A 24,460-nucleotide genomic window follows, 5' to 3' on the forward strand; every position below is an offset into this window, starting at 1 on the left:
GGTACCAACAGGGGAAGAGCCCGATGGCCGGCGCCAAGAACCACGATTACCACATTCTCCCACCCGATCCCTGGCCGATCATCAGCTCCTTCTCGGCGCTGGCGATGGCGGCTGGCGGCATCATGTGGATGCACGGAGGCCATGTCGACAAGCCGAACGGCGGCGGCTGGCTGTTCTTCGCCGGCCTGGCGGCCGTGCTGTTCTCGATGTTCTGCTGGTGGCGCAACGTCATCCGCGAAGGCCGCGCGGGCGATCACACGCCGGTCGTGCAGCTGCATTTCCGCTATGGCATGATCCTGTTCATCGCCTCCGAGGTGATGTTCTTCGTCGGCTGGTTCTGGGCCTATTTCGATTTCGCGCTGTTCCCCGATGCGATCGTCTTCGTCGACGGCGCGGTGGAGCGCGTGACCGAGGGTGCGGCGCTGGCCGCGCAGTGGCCGCCCAAGGGCATGGAGGTGATCAACGCCTTCGAACTGCCGCTGCTCAACACGCTGATCCTGCTTTTGTCGGGCACCACCATCACCTGGGCGCACCATGCGCTGATCCACAACCAGCGTGGCGGCGAGAAGACCGGCCTGTGGGGCATGATCGGCGTCGGCAACCGCGACGGCGTGCTGAAGGGCCTGTGGGTCACGGTCGTCCTCGGCCTGATCTTCAGCATGATCCAGGCCTATGAGTACATGCACGCGCCGTTCCCGTTCAAGGGACTGAACTATGGCGCGGCGTTCTTCATGGCGACCGGTTTCCACGGTTTCCACGTCATCGTCGGCACGATCTTCCTGATCGTCTGCCTGATGCGCGCCTATAAGGGCGACTTCACGCCCAAGGCGCATTTCGGGTTCGAAGCGGCCGCCTGGTACTGGCACTTCGTCGACGTGGTGTGGCTGTTCCTGTTCGTCTCCATCTACATCTGGGGCGGCTGGGGCGCACCGGTCCACGGCTGACCGACGACCCGATCCACTGGATCGACAAGCAAGCGGGCGTGGCTCCACCGGAGCCGCGCCCGTTCGCGTTTGGGGATGCCACCAGCCCCGCCATGCGATGTGACCTTGCCAGCGGGGGCGGCGGCAGGGCAGGGCGGGCGGCATGAGGCGGCTGCCGATCCTTCCCACCATCATCGTCGCGCTGGCGGTTGCCACGATGATCGGCCTTGGCCTGTGGCAATTGCGCGTGCGCCTGCCGCAGAAGGAGGCGCAGCTGGCGCAGCTCGCCGCCAACCCGTCGCGGCCGGCGGTGACGTTTCCGCGCAGCCCGGACGATTCGCTGCTGTTCCGCGCCAGCGTCGCCGAATGCGCGCAGGTGACCGGGATCACCCGCGCGGGGGCGGGCAATGCGGGCTATCGCCTGATCGCGACCTGCCTGACGCCGGGCGGGGGCGCGCCGATCAAGGTACAGCTGGGCACGACACGCGATCCGACGAAGATGGTCGAATGGGGCGGGGGCATGGTGCGCGGCTGGATCAGCCATGCGCCCGACCAGACGCCGCTGATCGCCACGCTGTTCCGCGCAGCGCCCAAGGAGATGCTGCTGGTCGCGGCCGAGCCAGCCGCGGGGTTGACCGCCAACAGCCGGCCGGACATCGGCCTCGTCCCCAACAATCACCTGGCCTATGCCGGGCAATGGTTCTTCTTCGCCGCGGTCGCCGCGTTGATCTACCTCGTCGCGCTGCGCCGGCGGCTGGCGAGCCGCGCCTGACCCGGCCACGCCGCTGACCGACAGCGCGAAGCTGAGCTAGGCGGCGGGCAAGGAGGGCGCGGTTGCGAGGGGGCGGTCGCCGGGCTAACGCGCACGTCCATGCGGTACATCAGCACTCGCGGGGCAGCCCCTACGCTCGACTTTCGCGGCGCGACGCTCGCGGGGCTTGCGTCGGACGGCGGCCTGTACGTGCCCGATCACTGGCCGACGCTGAGCGCCGACGAGATCGCGGGGCTGGCCGGCCTGTCCTATGTCGATACCGCGGTGGCGGTGATGGCGCCGTTCATCGGGGATTCGCTGAGCCGGGACGAGCTGCGCGCGCTGTGTGAGCAGGCCTATGGCCGCTTTTCGCACGCCGCGGTCACGCCGCTGCGCCAGCTGGACCACGACCAATGGGTGCTGGAGCTGTTTCACGGCCCGACACTGGCGTTCAAGGACGTGGCGCTGCAGCTGCTGGGTCTGTTGTTCGAGCGGTTCCTGAAGGATGACGACGGCGCGCCGCTGACGATCGTCGGCGCGACCAGCGGCGATACCGGGTCGGCGGCGATCGACGCGGTTGCCGGGCGCGAGAAGATCGACATCTTCATGCTCCACCCCGCCGGCCGCGTGAGCGACGTGCAGCGCCGGCAGATGACGACGGTGCGCGCGCCCAACGTCCACAATATCGCGATCCGCGGCGATTTCGACACCGCGCAGGCGCTGGTGAAGGCGATGTTCAACGACCCCGCCTTTTCCGGGCGGTTCCGGCTGAGCGCGGTCAATTCGATCAACTGGGCGCGGCTGATGGCGCAGGTGGTCTATTATTTCTACGCCGCCGTTCGGCTGGGCGCGCCGGGGCGGCCGATCGCGTTCAGCGTGCCGACGGGCAATTTCGGCGATGTCTTCGCCGGCTATGTCGCGGCGCGCATGGGCCTGCCGATCGAGCGGCTGATCGTCGCCACCAACGTCAACGACATCCTTCACCGCGCGCTGTCCGCCGGGGATTATTCCTCCGCCACGGTGGTGCCAACCGCCACGCCGTCGATGGATATCCAGGTGTCGTCCAATTTCGAGCGGTTGCTGTTCGACCTGGGCGATCGCGACGGCGCGGCGCTGGCGGCGCAGATGCAGGGGTTCGAGGCGTCCAGGGCGATGCGGCTGACCAATGCGCAGCATGGCGGCGCGGCGGCGCATCTGGCGAGCGCGAGCGTCGATGCCGACGGGATGGCGCTGGCCATGCGCTGGGCGCATGAACATGCCGGCGAGCTGATCGACCCGCATACCGCGATCGCGCTGTCCGCCGCGCGCAGCGCCGCGTTCGACTGTCCGACGGTGACGCTGGCGACCGCGCACCCGGCCAAATTCCCCGAGGCGGTGGAGCGCGCAACGGGCCTCAGCCCCGCATTGCCGGCGCGCGTCGGCGACCTGTTCGAGCGCGAGGAAGCGTTCGTGACGCTGGACGCTACCTTTGACGCGGTGAGTGCCTATATAGCCGAGCGCGCGACTCCGCGTTCCTGACCCTTCTGCCGTTCGCATGTTGAAGGGGCGTGCCAGCCACGCTCCGATCGGCTGCGTGCCACGCGGGGTCTGCCCGAACCGCAAAGTCGAAGCGCGCCCTTACGTTCGCAGGATTCATTGATGCCATCCCCCCGCCGTACCTTCGCGATCATCTCGCACCCTGACGCCGGCAAGACGACGCTGACCGAAAAGCTGCTGTATGTCGGCGGCGCGATCCATCTGGCGGGCGAGGTGAAGGCGCGGGGGCAGAACCGGCGCGCGCGATCGGACTGGATGAAGATCGAGCAGCAGCGCGGCATCTCGGTGACGTCGAGCGTCATGACGTTCGAGAAGGACGGCGTGTTCTTCAACCTGCTCGATACGCCGGGGCACGAGGATTTCAGCGAGGACACGTACCGCACGCTGACCGCGGTCGATTCGGCGGTGATGGTGATCGACGCGGCCCGCGGCATCGAGGCGCAGACGCGCAAGCTGTTCGAGGTGTGCCGCCTGCGCAATGTGCCGATCATCACCTTCGTCAACAAGGTCGATCGCGAGGGGCGGCCGGTGTTCGAGCTGCTCGACGAGATTGCCGACATGCTGGCGCTGGACGTGTGCCCGATGAGCTGGCCGGTCGGCATGGGCGGCACGTTCCAGGGCGTGCTTGACCTGAAGACCAACCGCATCAGCCGCCCGGATGGCGACAGCCGCACGTTCCAGGGGCGGGTCGAGGATGCGCCCGAACTGCCGCCCGAGATCGCCGAGGAGATCGAGCTGGCGCAGGCGGGCTATGCCGCGTTCGACCCCGAGGCGTATCGCGCCGGCGACCTGACGCCGGTCTATTTCGGGTCGGCGCTGAAGGATTTCGGCCCCGCCGAGCTGATCGCCGCGCTGGCCGAATACGCGCCGCCGCCGCGCCCGCAGCCGGCGGAGCCCGCGCCGGTGCAGCCCGACGAGAAGGACGTCACCGGCTTCGTCTTCAAGGTGCAGGCGAACATGGACCCGCAGCACCGCGACCGGATCGCGTTCATGCGGCTGTGCTCGGGCACGTTCAAGCGCGGCATGAAGCTGACCCCGACCGGGCATGGCAAGCCGATCGCGGTCCATTCGCCGATCCTGTTCTTCGCCCAGGATCGCGAGATCGCCGACGAGGCGTTTCCGGGCGACATCATCGGTATTCCCAACCACGGCACGTTGCGCGTCGGCGATACGCTGAGCGAGAAGCCGGGGGTGCGGATCACCGGCCTGCCGAACTTCGCGCCGGAAATCCTGCGCCGCGTCGCGCTGAAGGATCCGACCAAGACCAAGCAGTTGCGCAAGGCATTGGATGACCTCAGCGAAGAAGGCGTGATCCAGGTGTTCTATCCCGAGATCGGATCGAACTGGATCATCGGCGTCGTCGGGCAGCTTCAGCTGGAAGTGCTGCTGTCGCGGCTGGAGGCGGAATATAAGGTCGCCGCCAATCTGGAGCCATCGCCGTTCGACACCGCGCGCTGGATATCCTCGGACGATCCCGCCGCGCTGAAGGAATTCACCGATCTGAACCGCGGCGCGCTGGCCAAGGATCGCGACGGCAATCCGGTGTTCCTGGCGAAGAGCGCGTGGGAAGTCGGATATATCGCCGATCGTTATTCCAAGGTCACCTTCGCGGCGACTCGCGAGCGGTGACAGGCGCCGCTCATCCCGCGCGGGATGACGGTGGACGCTGGATAGAGTAGGATATGGCCATGGCCGAACGCTTTGAACGACATCGCCAGCCGTGGAAGCCGGACGAAATCCAGAAGCTGCACACGCTGGCCAAGAAGGGCATGGCGCTGAAGGCGATCGCCAAGGCGCTGACCCGTAGCGAGGAATCGGTGAAGGAGCAGGCGAAGCGCGACGGATTGTCGATCGCCAAGCTGCACTGACCGGACGTGACCGCGCAGGATTATGACGCCATCGTGCTGGGGGCCGGCGCGGCGGGGCTGATGTGTGCCGCGGTCGCCGGGCAGCGCGGGCGGCGCGTGCTGGTGATCGACCATGCCGAAAAGGCCGGGAAGAAGATCCTGATTTCCGGCGGCGGGCGGTGCAATTTCACCAACATCGGTACCGCGCCCGACCGTTTCCTGTCGGCCAACCCGCATTTCGCGCGATCGGCGCTGGCACGCTACACGCCGGCCGACTTCCTGGCGCTGGTCGAGCGATATGGCATCGCCTGGCACGAAAAGACGCTGGGGCAATTGTTCTGCGACGGTTCCGCGCGGCAGATCGTGGCGATGCTGCTGGAGGAATGCGCCAGGGGCGGGGTCGATTTCACGCTTGGCCGGCCGGTCGGCGGGGTCGAGCATGGGGCTGACGGGTTTCGCGTGGCGATCGGCGGGGGACGGGACGTTCCGGTCACGGCACGCGCGCTGGTGGTGGCGACCGGGGGGGCGTCGATCCCGAAGATGGGCGCGACCGGCTTTGCCTATGACCTGGCGCGGCAGTTCGGGATGAAGGTAGTGGAGCCACGCCCGGCGCTGGTGCCGCTGACGTTGGGCGGGGACGATCCGTTTCGCGCGCTGGCGGGTGTCGCGACCCCGGTCGTGGCGCGCGCGGGCAAGACCGCGTTCCGTGAGGCGATGCTGTTCACGCACCGTGGGCTGTCGGGGCCGGCGATCCTTCAGGTGTCATCCTATTGGCGGCATGGCGACCCGATCATCGTCGACCTCGTCCCCGATCGCGGGGAGGGCTGGCTGCGCGAGGCGAAGCGGGCGACGCCGCGGGCGGGTGTCGGCAAGCTGCTCGCCGGGGCGTTGCCGCAGCGGCTGGCGGATGCGCTTGCGGAGATGCTTGGGCTGCGCGGGGAACTGGCCAACCTGCCCGATGCGAAGCTGGCGGCGGCGGAGCAGGCGCTGGCGGGGTGGCGTTTCGTGCCCAACGGCAGCGAAGGATTCGCCAAGGCGGAAGTGACCGTCGGCGGGGTATCGACCGCGGACCTTTCGTCGCAGACGCTGGAATCGCGCAAGGTGCCGGGGCTGTATGTGATCGGCGAGGCGGTTGACGTCACCGGATGGCTGGGCGGATATAATTTCCAATGGGCCTGGGCGAGCGGCTGGGCGGCGGCGCAGGCGCTTTGGCCCTGATGCTGTGACCCTGATGCTGTGACCGGGGACGTTCCGGGCCGGGACGCGGCGCGCGCGCTAAGTGAGGGCGCGTATTGCTGATGCCATACACCATCGGCTAGACCGATCGACGATTATCCCGGGAAAACATGATGAAGCTGGTTCGCGGCGCGTGGAAATTGCTGGTCGGCATCAAGGACGCGCTGGTGCTCGTCGCGATGCTGCTGTTCTTTGCGCTGCTGTTCGCGGCGCTGAACTCGCGGCCGAGCGCGCCGTCGATCAAGGACGGCGCGCTGGTGCTGGCGCTGAACGGCCCGATCGTCGAGCAGCCCCAGGAAGTGGACCCGCTGGCATTGGTGTCGGGGCAGCAGATCGGCCAGCAATATCGGCTGCGCGACGTGGTGCGCGCGATCGACGCGGCGAAGGACGACGCGCGGGTCAAGGCGATCGTCCTTGACCTCGACCGGTTCGGTGGCGGCTATCCCGCGACGCTGGCCGAGGTTGCCGATGCGCTGCTGCGCGCGCGGCAGGCGGGGAAGCCGGTGCTGGCATTTGCCACTGCCTATACCGATGGCGGCTATCGCCTGGCGGCGGCGGCGAGCGAGATCTGGACAGCGCCGCTGGGCGGGATCGCGCTATCCGGTCCGGGCGGCAGCCGGCTGTACTACAAGGGGCTGATCGACAAGCTGGGCGTCGACGTCCACGTGTTCCGCGTCGGCAAGTTCAAGTCGGCGGTCGAGCCCTATACCCGTACCGACGAGAGCGCGGAATCGCGCGCGGCGTCGGAGGCGCTGTACGGATCGCTGCTGGACCAGTGGAAGGACGGCGTCGCCCGCGCCCGGCCAAAGGCGCAGATCGCCCGCTGGCTGGAGCAGCCGGCCGAGCTCGCCCGGTCGGCACAGGGCGACATCAGCAAGGTGGCGCTGGCGACCGGCATGGTCGACAAGATCGGTGATCGCCTGGCGTTCGGCCGCCGCGTCGCCGAGCTGGCGGGTACCGAGAGCGGCAAGCCCGCCGGGTGGTTCAACCAGATCAAATATGCCGCCTATGTCAGCGCCAATCCGGCGCCCAATGGCGGCGAGATCGGCGTCGTGACGGTGGCGGGCGAGATCGTCGACGGCAAGGCCGCGCCGGGCACCGCCGGCGGCGAGACGATTTCCAAGTACATCCTCGACGGGCTGGCGCAGAACAAGCTGAAGGCGCTGGTCGTCCGGGTCGATTCGCCGGGCGGGTCGGTGATGGCGTCCGAGCAGATCCGCGCCGCGGTGCTGCAGGCCAAGCGGCAGGGGCTGCCGATCGTCGTGTCGATGGGCGGGCTGGCTGCGTCGGGCGGATATTGGGTATCGACCCCGGCCGACGTGATCTTTGCCGAGCCGCAGACGATCACCGGATCGATCGGCATTTTCGGCCTCGTCCCGACGTTCGAGCAAACGCTGGCCAAGATCGGTATCACCACGGACGGCGTGAAGCTGACGCCGCTGGCCGGGCAGCCGGACCTTCTGGGTGGGTTGAACGAGCAGACCGACATGGTGCTGCAATCGACCATCGAGCATGGCTATCGCGAGTTCGTGCGGCTGGTGTCGCAATCGCGCAAGCTGCCCGTCGCGCGGGTCGACGAGATCGCGCAGGGGCGCGTGTGGGATGGCGGCACGGCGCGGCAGATCGGGCTGGTCGATCGCTTCGGATCGCTGAACGACGCGATCAAGGAAGCGGCGCGCCGCGCGAAGCTGGACCCCGACACAGCCAAGCCCAACTACCTGGAGAAGAAGCCGACCTGGGCGAGCCAGATCGTGCAGCAGATCGGTAGCCGCGAGGAGGACAGCGGCGCAGCGCCGGCCGACGCCTTTGCGCGGATCGGCTGGGTCCAGCGCCAGGCGATGGCGCAGGCGGCGGGCGACCTGCGGCGGCTGGCCGCGGGCGGCGGCGTGCAGGCACGCTGCCTGGAGTGCGGCGGGCTGGGGCCGCAGCAGGCGACGGCGAGCGACGCACGGCTGATGGACCTGCTGCTGGCGCGGCTGGGTCTGTGATCGTCGGCCCTGTAACCATGATGGGTGCGGCGCTGTTGCTGGTGCAGGCGGCGGCGCCCGCCGGCGGCGCGCCGGAGCCGGCCGCGGCAGTGACGGTGCAGGTGGCCTCGCCGCGCAGCCTGTCGGGACGGTTCACCTGCGGTACCGTGACCTATGAGTTGCAGCTGACCGCCGCGCCGGCGACGGGCAATCCGGTGATGCTTGACCGGCTGACGGCGGGCAGCAAGCCGGTCGATGCCGGCGTGCTGGCGGAGGTGCGGCGGATGGCGGCGCGACTGGCCGATGCGCAATCGCTGGACGTCCGCTGCCGCAGCGACGGCACCGGCGAGCTCAGCATCTATGGCACGCAAGGCGTCGCCGGTGCCGGACCGCGACGCGCGCGGCTGCGCGGCATCCTGGAGGGTGGGCGGATCAGCGCGCTGACGGTCGCGGTCCAGCGGTGACGCTGGCGATCCGCGCGGCGCGGCCGGGAGACGCCGCTGCGGTCGCCGCCATCTACGCCCCCTTCGTCACCAGTGACGTCGTGTCGTTCGAGACCGAGGCGCCCGACGAAGCGCAGATGGCGCTGCGCATGACGGGCACGGACGGGCTGTATCCCTGGCTGGTGGCGACGGTGGCCGGGCCGGCGGGCGAGACGATCGCCGGCTATGCCTATGCCGGCCGGTTCCGCGAGCGTGCGGCCTATCGCCATGTGGTGGAAACGTCGATCTACCTGTCGCCCGAGGCGCGCGGGCGCGGCATCGGGCGGCGGCTGTACCAGGCGCTGCTGGAGACGCTGCGCGTGCAGCATTTCACCCAGGCGATGGGGGTCATCACGCTGCCCAACGACCGATCGGTGCGGTTGCACGAGGCGGTCGGATTTCGCCCCGTCGGCGTGCTGGAGGCGGTGGGCCACAAATATGGCCGCTGGATCGACGTCGGTCTGTGGCAATGCGCGCTGGGCGAGCGCGATGCGCCTGCCGCCGACATATTGCCGTTCACCGAGGTCGGGGTGCGGTTGCCGGGAGGCGGCAACTGAGGATCAGCGCCGGCCGCGATAGGCGGGAAGGTGGATCTGCCAGTGGATCGCCGCGGCGCGCAGCGCGAAGCCGGCAGAGGCGGCGATCATCGCCGCGGCCCAGCCGGGGAGCGCGACATAGGTGAGGCCGACGTAGAGCGCGGCGGCGAGCGCGGCAGCCGTCACATAGAGCTCCGGCCGCATCAGGATCGAGGGTTCGTTGGCCAGCACGTCGCGGATGATGCCGCCGACGCAGCCGGTGACCACTCCCATCACAAAGGCCGGAACGGGCGGCACGCCATAGCCGATCGCCTTGGCCGCGCCGTAGACGGCATAGGCCGCCAGCCCCACCGCATCGAACCAGTCGAGCGCCTGGCCGCGCCACCAGCGTTCGGGCGTGACCCAGATCAGCAGGCCGACGCCAAGGCACACGGTCGACGCGCGGCTGTCGACGATCCAGAACACCGGCGCGCCGATCAGGAGATCGCGCATCGTGCCCCCGCCAACCCCGGTGATGAGAGCAAAGAAGAGCAACGTCACCAGCGTCTGCGCCCGCCGCGCCGCGGCCAACGCACCCGAGGCGGCGAAGACGGCGAGCCCTGCCAGGTCGAACCAGGCGGCGAAGGCAGGAAGGATCGTGTCGCTTTCCATGATCGCGCCGGTGCTAGCAGAGGGCGGGGGTGCGGGTGAGCGGCGACGTCGCGGGCGGCCCGGCATCATTGGTCATCATGGTTCGCGCCATTGATCGAGCGCGGCCTCATACGCCTCCCGTGCGTCGATGCGGCGGCGATCGAGCCGGGTGCGCTCGGCGGCCTGCGCCTTGTCGAGCGCGCGGCGTTTGGCGGCGAGCGCCTGTTCCTCGCGGCGCAGCGCCTCGCGTTCTGCCTTGTGACGCGCCTCGGCCGCGGCGAGGGCGGCTTCGGCCTGATCGAGCTTGGTGCGTTTTGGCTTAGGTTTCGGCTTAGGCTCGGGCTTGGGCTTGGGCTTTGGTGCTGCCTTGGGCTGCGGCCGGCCCTTGGCCCTTGCGGCGGGGGTTTCCGGCGCGCTCGCTTTCGACGGGGCGCGCGTCGATCGGCGGGGTGGGGGCTCGTCGGCGTCGTCCATGGTGCGGGCGACGCGGATCACCTCACCCGGGCGATCGAGCGGGGCGGCCATCAGCGCGGGGTCGGTCACTTCCTCCGCGATGCCACGCGCGAAGAGATTGGCATCGCTGCCCCATGCCGCGAGTGCCGCCTTCTGGCTGGTCGCCGCGACATAGGCGTCGTGAAAGCCAGCGGGGGTGCGATAGACCTTCAGCTTCGCCATGCGGCCACTTGTCGCTCGGCGACGGCGGGCGGGCAAGCGGCGTCTCGACACGGTCGCGGTTGATGCCTATCGCATCGGCGAAACAACGATTTTTCTTTGGGGGATTGAATGCCGACACCCAGCAAGGTGCTTGATCGCGTTCTGGTGCTTGAAATGGTTCGCGTGACGGAAGCGGCGGCGATCGGCGCCTCCACCCTGATCGGGCGCGGCGACGAAAAGGCTGCCGACGCAGCCGCGGTCGAGAAGATGCGCGAGGCGCTCAACACGCTCGACATCGACGGCACGGTCGTGATCGGCGAGGGCGAGCGCGACGAGGCGCCGATGCTGTACATTGGCGAGAAGGTCGGCGCGGCGCAGGGCACCGGGCCGAAGATCGACATCGCGCTCGATCCGCTGGAAGGCACCACCATCTGCGCCAAGGCTGGCCCCAACAGCCTGGCCGTGCTGGCGATCGGCGAGGAAGGCTGCCTGCTGAACGCGCCCGACGTGTACATGGAAAAGCTGGCGGTCGGCCCGGGGCTGCCCGAGGGCGTGATCGACCTCGACAAGTCGCCGACCGAGAACGTCAAGGCAGTGGCCGCGGCGAAGGGCGTCGAGCCCAACGAGATCATCGTGTGCGTGCTGGATCGCCCGCGCCACGAGAAGATGATCGCCGAGCTGCGCTCGATCGGGTGCGGCGTGGTGCTGATCGGCGACGGCGACGTCGCGGGCGTGATCGCGACGACCGATCCCGACACCACGATCGACATGTACATGGGGTCGGGCGGAGCGCCGGAAGGCGTGCTGGCCTGCGCGGCGCTGCGCTGCGTCGGTGGCCAGTTCAAGGGCCGGCTCTTGTTCCGCAACGAGGACGAGCGGGCCCGGGCGCGCAAATGGGGCATCACCGACCTCGACAAGCAATATGACCTGACCGAGCTGGCCAAGGGCGACTGCATCTTTGCCGCGACCGGCGTGACCGACGGGTCGCTGCTGGAGGGCGTGAAGCGCAAGGGCAAGATCATGACCACCGAGAGCGTCGTCATGCGCGCCTCGTCGGGCACGGTGCGCTGGGTGCGCGGCGAGCACCGCCTGAACCGCTGATGCGGCGGGCGTGAGCGGGCGGCGGTGAACCGGCCGCGCTGATGCTGGCGGGGACGTCGGCGGGCATGTCGGCGGGGGTGCTGCCGGCCCTGGCGCTGCTGATCGGGGCGATCGCGCTGATCGCCCATGCGCTGCGCAGCCGGCGCAGCATCGCCGCGCGGATCGCTGACGCGGTGCGCGGCGCTTCCCCCTCGCGGCCCCGCGCCTCGCTAGGCTGGGCGGCCGGGATCGCCGGCATGTATGGCGCGACCTCGCTGGTGGCGCTGGCGCTGATCGGGCGGATCAAGGCGGTAGCGGTGCTGCCGCCCGAGCTGTACGGCGCCTTTGGCATCCTTCCCCTTGATGGCGTGGCGCTGCGCGAGACGGCGCTGTCGATCGGCGGCGGCTTCCTGCTGGGCGCCGGGCTGGTCGCGGTGTCGCTGTGGCGGCGGTGGCGGGTGATCGGGCCGACGTACCGTTCGCCCGCGATTGCGCGATCACGCCGGGAGACGGGCGCGGCGCTGCTGCTGGCGGCAAGTGCGGGAGTGGCGGAGGAATTGTTCTTCCGCCTGACGGTGCCGCTGCTGGCGGCGATCGTGACGGGGAGCGCGGCGATCGGCTGCGTCCTGGGCTGGGCGCTGTTCACGCTGGCGCATCGCTACCAGGGGCGCGGCGGGATGATCGCTGTCGGCCTGATCGGCGCGGGGCTGGGGTGGCTGTATCTGTCGACCGGGCTGTTATGGGCCGCGATGCTGCTGCATGCGGTGGTCGACGTGAATGCGCTGATCGTCCGGCCGTGGCTGGAGCGGCGCTTTGGCCGCGGCCGATGACGGCGGTGGCGGCAGGGCAATGATCGCCGCTGCGTGACGGCGCTCTCCCTCCCGGCCGGATGGGGGGAAGGAGAGCGTGGCCGTGCGATTACTTGCTGCGTTCGACCTGTTCGAAGTCGAGTTCGACCGGGGTGGCGCGGCCGAAGATCGACACCGACACCTTGACCTTCGCCTTGTCGAAATCGAGTTCCTCGACGGTGCCGTTGAAGCTCGCGAACGGGCCGTCGAGCACCTTGACCGAATCGCCGATCTCGAAATCGACCTTGATCTTGGTCTTCGGCGCGGCGGCGGCCTCTTCCTTGCTGTTGAGCATGCGCGCGGCTTCCGCCTCGCTCACCGCCTGCGGCTTGCCGGACGAACCGAGGAAGCCGGTGACCTTGGGCGTGTTCTTGACGAGGTGATAGACCTGGTCAGTCATCTCGAGCTTGGCGAGCACATAGCCCGGCATGAACTTGCGCTCGACCTGGACCTTCTTGCCGCGACGCGCTTCCTGCACCGTCTCGGTGGGCACTTCGATCCGCTCGACCAGCTGTTCGAGGCCCATGCGGCTGGCCTCGGCCATGATCGCGTCGCGAACCTTGCCCTCGAAGCCCGAATAAGCGTGGATAATGTACCAGCGTGGCATGTTGCGGGCGCGTCCTTTTTCTTACTTGGCCAGGCTGAGCAGGGCGTTGACGATCGCGTTGAAGACCGTGTCGACGCCAAGGAAGAAGAGCGCCAGGATGGTCGTCATGATCATCACCATGACGCCGGTCATGATCGTTTCGCGCCGGCTCGGCCACACGACCTTCCTGGTCTCGGCACGAACCTGGTTGATGAACTCGATCGGGGACGTCTTCGCCACGTGCGTTAGCCTTTTAATCGTTCGATACCGCGAGCGGGGCATGTGCCTTCTACCGCGTCCCCGGGGGGAAACGGTGGTAAAAGCCGTCCGCGCTGTCGGATGCGTCCAGCGAAATAGCGATGCGCGCCGTCAAGAGCAAGGGCGCACGGCATGCCGCGCAAAAGGGACGGGTCGTGAGGGGCGGCAGGGCGCGCGGGAGATCGGGGCGCCGGATATGTCCGCCGGATCGTGCGGCCTGGCCCCACCGGATGCTTGGCAGGGGAGCTCGGATTCGAACCGAGGGCCTTCGGTTTTGGAGACCGACGCTCTAACCAGCTGAGCTACACCCCTGCAGCGACACGGCCCTTAGCGACCCTGGCGCAAAGGTTCAAGCGGCACGAAACGCGGGGCCCGTACGGCCGGCCAGGGCGCGTGCCTCGCTCACCGGCAGCGGGCGGCCGAAGTAGAAACCCTGGATCTTGGAGACGCCGAGCGCGCGTACGAGCGTCAGTTCGTCGGACGTTTCCACCCCCTCCGCCGTCGTCGCCATGCCGAGGCTGCCGGCGAGCGCGACGACGGCGCGGATGATCGCCAGCGCCTCCGGCACGCCCTTGGCCGCGGCGGTCACGAAGCTGCGGTCGATCTTGATCGAGGAAAAGCGCGTGCGCGACAGATAGCCGAGCGAGGAATAGCCGGTGCCGAAATCGTCGAGGCTGAGCCGGACGCCCAGTTCGAGGATGCGGTCCAGCACCTTCACCGCGCCGGTCCCCTCGCGCATGAACACGCTTTCGGTGACCTCCAGCTCCAGCCGGTGCGGCGCGAGCTTCGTGCTGGCGAGCGTGCGGGCGACGACCGCGACGAAATTGGGATTGTGCAGCTGTTCGGGCGAGACGTTGATCGCGACGCGCACGTCATCGGGCCAGCGGGTCGCTTCCTCGCAGGCGGTGCGCACGACCCATTCGCCGATCGGCCCGATCAGCCGGGTCTCCTCCGCCAGCGGGATGAATTTCGCCGGCGAGATCGTGCCGAATTCGGGATTGTGCCAGCGCAGCAGCGCCTCGAAGCCGGACAGGCGCTCGCTCGTCGCATCGACGACGGGCTGATAGTCGAGCTGCAGCTCGCCGCGGTCGAGCGCCTTGCGCAGCGCCATTTCGAGCACGCGCCGCTCCTCCGCATCGACATGAAGCTGCGGCTCATAGGCGTGGAAGACGCCGCCGCCGGCGTCCTTCGAGCGATAGAGCGCAAGATCGGCCGAGCGGATCAGCGTTTCCGCGGCGCGGCCGTCACGCGGCGAGGTGGCGACGCCGACCGAGGCGCCGATGTAGAGCGTGTGCTGATCGACCTCATAGGGTTGCGACAGCGTGTCGATGATTGTGCGGGCGAGCGACTCGACCCGCGCCGGATCGGTCGCATCGTTGACGACGACGGCGAACTCGTCGCCGCCGAGCCGGCCGATCAGCTCGTTTTCGGTGATGAGCTGGCCGAGCCGCTCCGCAACGCGGCCCAGCAGGCGATCGCCGATCGGATGGCCAAGCGTGTCGTTGACCGCCTTGAAGCGATCAAGGTCGATCATCATGAACGCGGCGCGGCTGCCCCAGCGTTCCGCCTCCGCCAGCGCGCGGGCCAGCGCCTCGTTGACGTAGAGCCGGTTGGGAAGGCCGGTGAGCGCGTCGAAGCGGGCCAGCCGGTTGATCTTGTCGGCCGACGTGCGCTGTTCGGTGACGTCGGAGCCGACGCCGCGGAAGCCGACGAAACGGCCGCTTTCGTCGTGGCGCGGGCTGGCGGTGATTTCCCACCAATGCTGCTTGCCGCCGACGATCACCGGCAGCACGAGGTCGCGGAACGGCTCGCGCCGTTTCAGCTTGTCGGCGAGCAGGCGGAGCCCGGGGCTGAAATCGCCGGTGTCCCAGCTGGGGCCGGCCAGCGCCTGGAGCAGCGACATACCCTCCAGCTGATCGGGGGTGTAGCCGAGCGCACTGGCAACCCGAGTGCTGACGCGGCAGAGCCGGCGCTGCGCATCGGTTTCCCACAGCCAGTCGGCGCGCGAATCCTCGAACTCGCCGAGCAGCAGGCTGACGGTTTCATTGCTGTCGGAGAGGTTCAGCTCGATCGCGCGCAGCATGACATGGAACCGGGCGCGCGTGATGCACGCGGCGACCAGCAGCGCGGCGAAGATCAAGGTCGCGAGCGCCGGGATGATCGCTTGCTGGAGCAGCAGCAGGAGGATCGCAGAGGCCGCGACGCCGCCGATGAAGCTGAGCGCGGCAAGGACCAGCGGCGCCATGGCGAAGGCAGCCGCGGTCATCAGCACCGACAGGATCATCCACAGGTCGAAGGTCGCCGCCGGCGCGGTGGCGGCGAAGACGAGCGGCGGGAAGCTCCAGATCGCGGCAAGCGCGAGCCCTTCGAGCGCGGTGTCCCGCATCTCCTGCAGCGAGGCCTGCCCCTCCGCCAGATGCCGCGTGTTGAGGCGGCGAAGCGTGATGAGGGTCGATACCGCGACCAGCCCGACGAACCAGGTCGCGAGCCACCAATGCGGTACGCGCCCGTTGAACAGAATCGATACCGCAACCGCGCCCGACAGGTTGGCGGCGAGCAGGAACAGCGCGAGTCGGCGGCCGACAAACAGCTGAGTCGCGCGCAACCGCCCCCACAATTCCGGGTCGTCACCATTCCGGATACCCAGCAGCTGCCATAAAGGCACGGGGACCGGACCAGGGCTGAACGGCAGTTTCACGACACCCGGATGACACGATCAGGGTTTATTTATCGTTTCCATCGCCGTGATGCGCGCATCCTTTCCGCTGTGTATCAGGGAAATGGCGCAACAATCAGTGGGCGGGTGTTAGCGCGAAGCCGAGCCGGGGCAGGTGAACGACCACCGATCCCGCGCGGTCGTCATCACGCGCGATCGACCAATGGTGCGGCGATGATCCGACGAGTCGGCCCGCGATCGGATCGCGGCCATAATCGGTGGCGGCGACGGTGACGGTGCGGCCGGCGAGCGCCTGATCGGCGGGATCGACGCTGGCGGGGGCGGGCGTGGCGTCGCGCGCGGCCGCGATCGCATCCTGCCGCGTGGCCGCGCTGCGATCACCATGGCCGATCGCCACCACCCGGTCATACCAGGCGGCGAGGCCGGGCAGATCGAGGAAGGCGTCTGCCGACGGGGCGTGGAAGGAACGCACGAACCACAGATTGTAGAAGGCGTTGGCATCGGCGAGGCCGGGGCGGTCGCCGGTGAGGAAGGCGCGGCCGTCGGCAAGTTGATCGCTCACCAGCGCGGCGTGGCTGCGCAGCTGCGCGGCCATATAGGGGACCGCGGCGGCCATCGCCTCCGGGTTGAAGGGCGCGCCGCTCAATTTCTCGCGATCGGCGCGGAAGGCGGGATCGACCTTGTCACCCAGGCCGCCGAAGATGACGCCGACCGCCGCCTGGAAGAACGAGCGGTCGGTCCATTGTGCCAGCGCCTGGTCGAGCCCGGTGCTGCCGGTGGGGAAGAGCGAGGGGCTCGGGAAGCGGCGTTCCAGCTCGCGCACGATCAGCACACTGTCGCAATAGATGTCGGCGCCGATCTGCATCACCGGGATCCGGCGATAGGCGCCGGTGAGCGCCAGCAGATCAGGCTTGGGCATGATCACCGGCTGGTCGATCGCGGCCCAGGCGAGTTGCTTGATGCCGAGGCACACGCGAACCTTTTCGGAAAAGGGCGAGCTGTCATACTGGTGCAGCAGGATGGTCATGGCGGTCCTCTTCCGGTTGCTGCTCGTGGGCGGCAGCATGAGCGGGAGGATTACCGTTGTGCACAACTAAGTCGATCGTTTTCTTTTGGGCGGGCGATCGAGGAGGGTGAGGGGGAATGCCGATGCTGCTGATGATGCTGGCTGCTGCGAGTGCGCCGATGGCGAGCGTCCGGGTGGCGTTCGACCGCGACGGCGTGACGACGGTCGACAGCCGCGGGTTGGCAGACGCCGCAAGCGGCCGGGCGGTGACGGCGGATGATCCGGTGCGCATCGCCTCCATCTCCAAGCTGGTGGTGGCGATCGGGGTGATGCGGCTGGTGGAGCAAGGGGTGCTCGACCTTGATGCCGATGTGTCGGAGCGGCTTGGCTGGCGGCTGCGCCATCCGAATTACCCGGACGTGCCGATCACCTTGCGCCTGCTGCTGTCGCACCGTTCGGGCCTGACCGACCATGCCGGCTATCTGATCGCGCTGGACGAAGGCATCCAGGCGGCGGTGGCGGAGCCGAAGGCGTGGGATGACGCCAACCCGCCAGGGCGGTTCTTTCGCTACACCAACCTCAATTTTCCCGTGGTGGCGAGCGTGATGGAGCGGGCGACGGGTGAGCGGTTCGATCGGCTGATGGAGAGGCTGGTGCTCGCGCCGCTGAAGCTCGACGCCTGTTTCAACTGGGCCGGGTGCAGTGCGGAGGCGAAGGCGCGCGCGGTGGTGCTGTATGACGAGGGAAAACCGGTGCGCGACGAACAGGCGTTCATCGCCGGCTGTCCGGTCACGCCCGCAAAGGATGGCAGCTGCGACCTCACGACCTGGCAGGCGGGGCGCAATGGCGCGCTGTTCTCGCCGCAGGGTGGGCTTCGCATCTCGATGCGCGGGCTGGCCAAGATCGGGCGACTGCTGCTGAGCGATGGCTCGGTGGATGGCGTGCGATTGTTGTCGCCGGCGTCGATGCGGGTGCTGACGACGCCCGAATGGACGTTCGACGGTAGTAATGGCGTGCAGAATGAGGAGGCGGAGAGCGGGGTGCGCGCGGGCGGCTTCAACTGCCGCTATGGCCTGGCGGTCAGCTTTACCGCGACGCCGCTGCCGGCCTGCCGTGATGATCCGGTGGGCGACAAGCGGCCACGGATCGGCCATGCGGGCGAGGCCTATGGCCTGCGGTCGGGCCTGTGGGTCGATCGCGCGGCCGGCACCGGAATCGCCTATTTCGCGACCAATGTGACGCCTGAGCCGGGCGCGCGATCGGCGCTGACGCTGACCGAGGAGCGGCTGGCGCGGGGCGAGTGAGGGCCTAGAGCAAAGGCTTGTCGATGCGGCGCAGCGCGCGGTCGAACAGCGAGATGGTGTGCGCGTGGAGCGCGTCGCCGATCGGCTTTGGCGTCAGGCCGGCGCAGGCGCGGGCGTGGCTTCCCTCCAGGATCGCACCGAGCTTGAACGGGGCGAGGACGGTGTACCAGCGCGCCTCCGCCGCGGTGCGGCCGGTGGCGGCGAGATAGCGATCGGCGATTTCGGCCAGCGTGGGGAAGCCGTCCCACGGCGTGACCGACAGCCGCGGATTGGCGTCATCGGGGTCGCGCCAGGTGGCGGTCAGCCAGCCGAGATCGAGCAACGGATCGCCGCGGCTGGCGAGTTCCCAGTCGACGATCGCGGCGAGCGCGGGCGAATCCGGCCGGTACATGACGTTGGAGAGGTGATAGTCGCCGTGGATCAGCCCGGGGCGCATCGTCGTCGGGCGGTTCGCCTCCAGCCAGGCGCAGATCGCATCGACATCGGGGAGCGCGTCGAGCCCGGTCCAGCCGTCGAACTTGGCATAGCCATCCAATTGCGCGCGCCAGCGCGGCACCTGGCGTTCGAGCCAGCCGTCGAGCTTGCCCAGATCGTCCAGCCCCGCCTCATGCGGGTCGACCCGCGAAAGCGCAACGGCGCCGTCGACGATCGCCTCGCCCATCCGGCGGCGCACATCGGCGCTTTCGGCATGGAGCGGGGGCAGGCCGACGGTGGCGTTGAAGCCGTCGATCGGCTCCATCAGGTAGAAAGCGGTGCCCAGCACGGCCGGATCGCCCTCGCCGGCGATGAAGCCGGGGTGCGGCACGTCCGATCCGGCGAGCGCGGCGAGCACCTTCATCTCGCGGCGCATTACCTCGTCACTTTCGGGACGCGGGCGGCGCGGCGGGCGGCGCAGGACATAGGTGCGGCCGGCCCGGTCGAAGCGCAGCAGGATGTTCTGCGTGCCGCCGCCCAGCGTCTGCGCGCCGGTGATCGGCCCGTCGCCGAGCCCCTGGCGATCCATCCAGCGCGCGAGCACGTCGAGATCGATGAGTTCCGCCCATGCCTCACGATCATGCGCCAATGCCGCCATCTCTCTCCCGCTCCGCCGTTGTCAGGTCGCCGCTTCTAAGTCGGTCGCCTTAGCATGGCGGCGGGGCCGGGATGCGTCAATCTAAGCCATGTGACTTGAACCGCGGGCGCGCATGGCCGATGGTCCTGCCGCATGAACATGGTGCGTCCCCCCTCCGCCGGCCGTGGCGGCTCCACCCGCAACGAGCTGAAGCGCGCCGCGCGCCGCCTGTTCGCCGAACGCGGCATCGCGGCGGTGGGCATGCGCGAGATCGTGGAAGCCGCAGGGCAGCGCAACGCGGCGGCGGTGCATTATTATTTCGGCAGCAAGGACGACCTGCTGCGCGAGCTGGTGGTCGAGGGCGCGGACCTGATCGACGCATCGCGCATGACCATGCTGGACGAGGCGGAGGCGAAGGGCGAGATGTCCTTGCGCGACGTGGTGCGTGCGCTGGTCGTGCCCAATGCCGAGCTGCAAGGCGAGACGGGGGAAGGCGAGACCTATTTCCGTTTCATGACCAGCATGCAGACCGAGCGGCGGCAGATGTTCGACGAATGGGCGGGCGGCGAACATTCCGAAGGCTATGTCCGCTGCCTGGCGCATTTCCACCGGCTGCTGGCGCATCTGCCGCACGCGCTGGTCAATCAGCGGCTGCTGTTCGCCGGCCTGTCGCTGCGCACCTTGCTGGCGGGGCGCGAGGCGGCGCGTGATGCGGGGGCGGGGCCGGATCATCCCTATTGGGGCGAGCCGGTGGCGCTGGACGGGATGATCGATGCGGTGGAGGCAATATTGATGGGGCCACCGCCAGCCGAGGAGGCATCGCGCCCCGCCGCTGCTAGCGTTTCCGCCACGCCAGCCTGATCAGCGGCGCGAGCGCGGTGGACGCGCCCGGGCGGATCAGCAGATAATCGCGGATCGCCGGGCCGGGCGCGGCGCCGATCGTCCGTTTGTAGCCGCTGTCGCCGGCGCCCCAATCGACCCGGGTGATGCCGCGGTCGAGCGCGTCGACGAGGTTGCGGTAATAAAGCAGCTTGCCCGGCGAATGTTTGCCGAACGTCGGATCATAGCTGTTGGCGACGGCGTACTTCAGGTCGCCGGCGTCAATGTCGAAGGAGAAGGCGGCGGGGCGGCCGTCAACCGTCAGCAGTGCGGCGCGGAACATGCCCGCCAGCACCGGATCGGCGGCGGCGGCACGCCAGAAGGCGCCGTGGCCCGCGCGGGTGAATTTCGCGTCGCGCCCGTCGGTGCGGGCGGCGATCCAGCTGGACCATTCGATCGCGGCGAGATCATCGAACGCGGCGGGCCAGTCCCGGCCGGTCAGGAACGACCAGCCGAGCGTGCCGTGTTCGGCCAAATGCTTTTCGTGGAAGCGGTTCTTGCGCAGCGTGGAATTGCGCGGCCACACCCCCTCCGCCAGCGCGGCCGCCATGTCGAGCAGGAAGCTGGTGGCGATGGTGCGGTCGATCACGCGCCAGCCACTGGCGCGCGCCGCATCGATCAGCGGCGTTGCGGCAGGATCGCCATCATAGACCGGGCCGATACGCAGCACGCGGACGGTGCGCGCTAGTGTTGAGAGCAGCGTGTCGAAAGCGGCGGGCGGGGTGTCCTCCGCCACCGGAAAGCTGCGGAACGGCCAGAAGCTGCCCGGCACGGCAGCAAGGCGCGCCAGCCTCGGGCCGACGGTGCGCAGCGGCAGCGCGATGACGGGCGTGTCGCCCGCCTCAACGATCATGGTGCGTACCGATCCGCCATAGGTCTGCATGGCGGCGGCGAACCAGGCGCGGCGCAGAAAGCCATGACTGGCAGGCGCGGCGGCGGCGACGTGATCGATTGCCGAGGGCAGGCCCTCCGCCAGACGGACATGCCACGGCCCCGGCGCACGGTTGATTCGGGCACGCGCGGCATGGCTGGTCATGCTTCGTTGCCTATCCTGATCCAGGTTACCAAGCCATTGCTGCTTGTTGCGCCGCCCCGAACAGGCCAGACTCCATGACGATGCCCTATTCGCCCGAAGTCCTCACCATCGCGCAGACCATCCAATTGTCGGTAAGCCCGGTGTTCATGCTGGCCGGCATCGGCGCCTTGCTGAACGTGCTGGCGGGGCGACTGTCGCGGGTGGTGGATCGGTCGCGCAGCCTGCAGGCGCTGCATCCGCGCACGACCGGGCCCGAGCATGACCGGCACGTCATGGAATTGCGGCTGCTGGCGCGGCGGATGAACAACATCAACCATGCGCTGTTCCTGGCGGTATCATCCGCGGTGATGACCTGCCTGGTCGTCGCGCTGCTGTTCGTCGCGGTGCTGGCGGGGCTTCATATCGGCCAGTATCTGGCGGTCTGTTTCATCCTGGCGATGGTCCTTCTGATCGCCAGCCTCGTTCTGTTCATGGTCGAAGTTCACATGTCCATCCGCGCGATCCGGGTGCCTGACGAATTGCTGCGCTGAGGAGCCACCGGGTTGAAGACGATTTTGAAGGCGGCGGGGACAGGGTTGCTGTTCCTGGTGATCGGCGGGCTGCTGGCGATCACGATCGTGCCGCGGTTCCTGGACCGGATCTATTATGAGGGGCCGGCGGGCGACCATTTCAATGGCGCGCGATTCTTCAACCCCGATGGCGACGCCGATACCGTGCGGCCACCGACGGGGGGCAGCCGTGGCGGCTTTTTCTGGCGGTACCTGACGGGTGGCGACGGCCGGCCCGAATGGCCGGCGGCGGTGCCGGTGACCCAGACCCGGCCGCTGCCGCAAGTCGAGGGCGAGCGGATGCGCGCCACCTGGATCGGCCATGCCAGCGTGCTGGTGCAGACTCAGGGGCTGAACATCCTGACCGACCCGATCTGGTCGAATCGCGCCGGGCCGTTCGGCTTTGGCCCCGGCCGGGTCACCGCGCCGGGCGTGCGGCTGGAGGACCTGCCCCGGATCGACCTCGTGCTGGTCAGCCACAATCATTACGATCATCTCGACAAGGCGACGCTGAAACGGCTGTGGGAGCGTGACCGGCCGCTGATCGTCACCAGCCTCGGCAATGACAGCGTGATCGGGCAGGCGGGGGTGCCGTCAACGGCGCTCGACTGGGGGCAGTCGGTGACGGTGAAGCCGGGCGTCGCCGTGGCGGTGTCGCGCAACCACCATTGGGGCAGCCGCTGGTTCAGCGATCGCAACCGCGCGCTCTGGTCCGCCTTCACCGTGACGCTGCCGGGGGGCAATCTGTTCTTCGCCGGCGACACGGGGATGGGCGACGGAAACTGGCCGCGCGAGGCGGCGGCGCATGGCCCGGTGCGACTGGCGCTGATCCCGGTCGGCGCATTCCGCTTCGTGCCCGGGCAGATGGGAACGGGCAGCCATATCGGCCCGGCCGATGCGGTGCGGGTGTTCAACCGGCTGGGCGCGGCACATGCCATCCCGATCCACTGGGGGACGTTCCGCCTGAGCTATGAGGGGCGCGAGACACCGGTGCGGATGCTGGAGGCGATCCTGCGGCAGACCGGCGGCGATCCTGCGCGTTTCGCCGCGGTGACGGTCGGCGCGCCGGTGGAGGTGCCGGCCTACACGCCGCCCGCGCGCCAGCCCGACGAGGCGCTGATCGACGCGGCGCTCCGGTCGCCCGAGGTGATGGCGCTGCCGTGATGGTCGACGACCTGCCGATCCACGCCGTCCTCCCCGATCTGCTCGGGGCGCTGCGCACCCGCGCCAATGCGGTGCTGGTCGCGCCGCCGGGGGCGGGCAAGACCACCGCGGTCGCGCCCGCGCTGCTGGCCGAGGAATGGTGCACCGGCGAGGTGCTGCTGCTGTCGCCGCGGCGGCTGGCGGCGCGCGCGGCGGCGGAGCGGATGGCGGCGCTGGCGGGCGAGCCGGTGGGGCAGACGTTCGGCTATGCGACGCGGCTCGACACCAAACGCTCGGCAAAGACGCGGGTGACGGTGGTGACGGAGGGGATCTTCACCGCGCGGATCCAGCGTGACCCCGAACTGGCGGGCGTATCCGCGGTGCTGTTCGACGAAGTGCATGAGCGCAGCCTGGATGGCGATTTCGGGCTGGCGCTGGCGCTCGATGCACAGGCCGGGCTGCGCGAGGACATCCGGCTGGTGGCGATGTCGGCGACGCTCGACGGGGCGCGCTTTGCCACGTTGATGGGCGGCGCGCCGGTGATCGAGAGCGAGGGGCGAAGCTGGCCGCTGACGCTGCGTCACATCGGGCGGACGCACGACCGGATCGAGGATGCGGTGGCGGCGGCGGTGCGGCTGGCGCTTGGCGAGGCGGAGGGCGGAGTGCTCGCGTTCCTGCCCGGCGTGGCCGAGATCGAGCGGACGGCGGAGCGCCTGGAGGGGCTGCCGGGCGTGGCGCTGCACCGGTTGCACGGCAGCCTTGATCCCGCCGCCCAGCGCGCGGCGATCCGGGCCGAGCCCGACGGGCGGCGCAAGCTGGTGCTGGCGACCTCGATCGCGGAAACCAGCCTGACGCTTGATGGCATTCGCATCGTGGTCGATTCGGGGCTGGCGCGGCGGCCGCGCTATGATCGGGCGGCGGGGATGACCCGGCTGGTCACCGAGCGCGCGAGCCAGGCGTCGGCGACTCAGCGCGCCGGCCGTGCGGCGCGGCAGGGGCCGGGCGTTGCCTATCGCCTGTGGGAGGAAGCGGCGACCGCCGGCCTGCCGCGGTTCGACCCGCCCGAGATAGTGGAGGCGGACCTGTCGGCGCTGGTGCTGGCCAGCGCGATCTGGGGCGTGGCTGACCCGCGCGACCTGTCGTGGATCGATCCGCCGCCCGAGGCAGCGGTCAGCGAGGCGCGGGCGCGGCTCGGCGCGCTGGACGCGATCGATGCGGACGGGCGGCCGACCGCGCATGGCCGCGCCATCGCCGCGCTGCCGATGCCGCCGCGGCTGGCACACATGCTGGTGCGCGCGGGCGAGATGGGGCTGGGCGGCGTGGCGGCGGAGGTCGCGGTGCTGCTTGGCGAGCGCGGGCTGGGGGGCAATGACCCGGATCTCGAGCTTCGGCTGCGGCGCTGGCGCGGCGATCGGTCGCCCAAGGCGCAGGCGGCGCGCAAGCTGGCGGAGCGCTGGGCGCGCTCAATGCCGGCGGCCGTCA

General features: G+C 69.2%; 24 protein-coding genes and 1 tRNA gene. 16 read left to right on the forward strand and 9 right to left on the reverse strand.

The window, feature by feature from the left end:
* Positions 1–23: 23 nt before the first annotated feature.
* The 9 genes from XM50_RS04905 (at position 24) to XM50_RS04945 (ending at position 9,299) form a co-directional block, all read left to right on the forward strand.
* Positions 24–944: a cytochrome c oxidase subunit 3 gene (locus XM50_RS04905; protein WP_046407846.1), complete on the forward strand. Its 921-nt coding sequence runs from the start codon at positions 24–26 to the stop codon at positions 942–944.
* Positions 945–1,086: 142 nt separating this feature from the next.
* Entirely contained in the window at positions 1,087–1,695 is a 609-nt protein-coding gene (locus XM50_RS04910; protein WP_046407848.1) for an SURF1 family cytochrome oxidase biogenesis protein, read from the forward strand.
* Positions 1,696–1,794: 99 nt separating this feature from the next.
* Positions 1,795–3,192 carry a threonine synthase gene (thrC, locus tag XM50_RS04915; RefSeq protein ID WP_046407849.1) on the forward strand — a complete coding sequence of 466 codons (1,398 nt, stop codon included), beginning with the start codon at positions 1,795–1,797 and terminating at the stop codon, positions 3,190–3,192.
* Between the two features lie 120 nt (positions 3,193–3,312).
* Positions 3,313–4,839: a peptide chain release factor 3 gene (locus XM50_RS04920; RefSeq protein ID WP_046407851.1), complete on the forward strand. Its 1,527-nt coding sequence runs from the start codon at positions 3,313–3,315 to the stop codon at positions 4,837–4,839.
* 59 nt (positions 4,840–4,898) lie between these two features.
* A complete protein-coding gene (locus tag XM50_RS04925; RefSeq protein WP_046407892.1) occupies positions 4,899–5,078 on the forward strand; it encodes a hypothetical protein in 180 nt (59 codons plus the stop codon).
* A 60-nt stretch (positions 5,079–5,138) separates the two neighbouring features.
* On the forward strand, positions 5,139–6,275 hold the full coding sequence (locus tag XM50_RS04930) for an NAD(P)/FAD-dependent oxidoreductase (RefSeq protein WP_046407893.1): 1,137 nt from the start codon (positions 5,139–5,141) through the stop codon (positions 6,273–6,275).
* A gap of 131 nt (positions 6,276–6,406) precedes the next feature.
* A complete protein-coding gene (sppA, locus tag XM50_RS04935; protein WP_046407895.1) occupies positions 6,407–8,281 on the forward strand; it encodes a signal peptide peptidase SppA in 1,875 nt (624 codons plus the stop codon).
* A complete protein-coding gene (locus XM50_RS04940) occupies positions 8,278–8,724 on the forward strand; it encodes a hypothetical protein (RefSeq protein WP_156167141.1) in 447 nt (148 codons plus the stop codon). The genes sppA and XM50_RS04940 overlap by 4 nt, the downstream gene beginning before the upstream one ends.
* Complete coding sequence (locus tag XM50_RS04945) at positions 8,721–9,299, forward strand: GNAT family N-acetyltransferase (RefSeq protein ID WP_046407854.1); 579 nt, start codon at positions 8,721–8,723, stop codon at positions 9,297–9,299. The genes XM50_RS04940 and XM50_RS04945 overlap by 4 nt, the downstream gene beginning before the upstream one ends.
* Positions 9,300–9,302: 3 nt before the next feature.
* On the opposite strand, the gene XM50_RS04950 is transcribed toward XM50_RS04945, so the two are convergent.
* Both XM50_RS04950 and XM50_RS20950 read right to left on the reverse strand, forming a co-directional pair.
* Positions 9,303–9,929: a trimeric intracellular cation channel family protein gene (locus XM50_RS04950; protein ID WP_046407856.1), complete on the reverse strand. Its 627-nt coding sequence runs from the start codon at positions 9,927–9,929 to the stop codon at positions 9,303–9,305.
* A gap of 75 nt (positions 9,930–10,004) precedes the next feature.
* Positions 10,005–10,583: a hypothetical protein gene (locus tag XM50_RS20950; protein WP_046407857.1), complete on the reverse strand. Its 579-nt coding sequence runs from the start codon at positions 10,581–10,583 to the stop codon at positions 10,005–10,007.
* A 108-nt stretch (positions 10,584–10,691) separates the two neighbouring features.
* Between XM50_RS20950 and glpX the strand changes: the two genes are divergently transcribed.
* Both glpX and XM50_RS19135 read left to right on the forward strand, forming a co-directional pair.
* The gene (glpX, locus tag XM50_RS04960) at positions 10,692–11,663 is read left to right on the forward strand and encodes a class II fructose-bisphosphatase (RefSeq protein ID WP_046407859.1); all 972 of its coding nucleotides are present in this window, start codon (positions 10,692–10,694) and stop codon (positions 11,661–11,663) included.
* Between the two features lie 41 nt (positions 11,664–11,704).
* A complete protein-coding gene (locus tag XM50_RS19135; protein ID WP_052742435.1) occupies positions 11,705–12,472 on the forward strand; it encodes a CPBP family intramembrane glutamic endopeptidase in 768 nt (255 codons plus the stop codon).
* Positions 12,473–12,560: 88 nt separating this feature from the next.
* Here XM50_RS19135 and nusG read toward each other — a convergent pair whose 3' ends face one another.
* From nusG to XM50_RS04990, 5 genes are all read right to left on the reverse strand, one after another.
* Positions 12,561–13,097: a transcription termination/antitermination protein NusG gene (gene nusG, locus XM50_RS04970; RefSeq protein ID WP_046407860.1), complete on the reverse strand. Its 537-nt coding sequence runs from the start codon at positions 13,095–13,097 to the stop codon at positions 12,561–12,563.
* Between the two features lie 21 nt (positions 13,098–13,118).
* Complete coding sequence (gene secE / locus XM50_RS04975) at positions 13,119–13,316, reverse strand: preprotein translocase subunit SecE (protein WP_046407863.1); 198 nt, start codon at positions 13,314–13,316, stop codon at positions 13,119–13,121.
* 253 nt (positions 13,317–13,569) lie between these two features.
* Positions 13,570–13,646, reverse strand: a tRNA-Trp gene (locus XM50_RS04980).
* A gap of 37 nt (positions 13,647–13,683) precedes the next feature.
* A complete protein-coding gene (locus XM50_RS04985; protein WP_046407864.1) occupies positions 13,684–16,032 on the reverse strand; it encodes a putative bifunctional diguanylate cyclase/phosphodiesterase in 2,349 nt (782 codons plus the stop codon).
* A 94-nt stretch (positions 16,033–16,126) separates the two neighbouring features.
* The gene (locus XM50_RS04990; protein WP_046407899.1) at positions 16,127–17,038 is read right to left on the reverse strand and encodes a glutathione S-transferase family protein; all 912 of its coding nucleotides are present in this window, start codon (positions 17,036–17,038) and stop codon (positions 16,127–16,129) included.
* A gap of 116 nt (positions 17,039–17,154) precedes the next feature.
* Between XM50_RS04990 and XM50_RS04995 the strand changes: the two genes are divergently transcribed.
* The gene (locus XM50_RS04995; protein WP_046407866.1) at positions 17,155–18,321 is read left to right on the forward strand and encodes a serine hydrolase domain-containing protein; all 1,167 of its coding nucleotides are present in this window, start codon (positions 17,155–17,157) and stop codon (positions 18,319–18,321) included.
* 4 nt (positions 18,322–18,325) lie between these two features.
* On the opposite strand, the gene XM50_RS05000 is transcribed toward XM50_RS04995, so the two are convergent.
* The gene (locus XM50_RS05000; protein WP_046407867.1) at positions 18,326–19,393 is read right to left on the reverse strand and encodes a phosphotransferase family protein; all 1,068 of its coding nucleotides are present in this window, start codon (positions 19,391–19,393) and stop codon (positions 18,326–18,328) included.
* Positions 19,394–19,525: 132 nt separating this feature from the next.
* Between XM50_RS05000 and XM50_RS20405 the strand changes: the two genes are divergently transcribed.
* Positions 19,526–20,233, forward strand: coding sequence for a TetR/AcrR family transcriptional regulator (locus XM50_RS20405; protein ID WP_052742437.1), 708 nt, complete (start codon positions 19,526–19,528; stop codon positions 20,231–20,233).
* Here XM50_RS20405 and XM50_RS05010 read toward each other — a convergent pair.
* Positions 20,208–21,287, reverse strand: coding sequence for a GNAT family N-acetyltransferase (locus tag XM50_RS05010; RefSeq protein WP_046407869.1), 1,080 nt, complete (start codon positions 21,285–21,287; stop codon positions 20,208–20,210). The genes XM50_RS20405 and XM50_RS05010 overlap by 26 nt on opposite strands.
* Before the next feature lie 80 nt (positions 21,288–21,367).
* Here XM50_RS05010 and XM50_RS05015 point away from each other — a divergent pair, with 80 nt between their 5' ends.
* The 3 genes from XM50_RS05015 to hrpB all read left to right on the forward strand — a co-directional run.
* Positions 21,368–21,817 (forward strand): DUF2721 domain-containing protein, encoded by a 450-nt coding sequence (locus XM50_RS05015; protein ID WP_186314001.1) that lies wholly within the window; start codon positions 21,368–21,370, stop codon positions 21,815–21,817.
* Positions 21,818–21,838: 21 nt separating this feature from the next.
* Positions 21,839–22,999 (forward strand): MBL fold metallo-hydrolase, encoded by a 1,161-nt coding sequence (locus tag XM50_RS05020; protein WP_046407902.1) that lies wholly within the window; start codon positions 21,839–21,841, stop codon positions 22,997–22,999.
* A partial coding sequence (gene hrpB, locus XM50_RS05025; protein WP_046407872.1) for an ATP-dependent helicase HrpB occupies positions 22,999–24,460 on the forward strand: 1,462 nt, incomplete at its 3' end. The genes XM50_RS05020 and hrpB, both read left to right, overlap by 1 nt.

The sequence above is a fragment of the Sphingomonas sp. Ag1 genome, from assembly GCF_000980895.1.
GTDB lineage: Bacteria > Pseudomonadota > Alphaproteobacteria > Sphingomonadales > Sphingomonadaceae > Sphingomonas > Sphingomonas panaciterrae.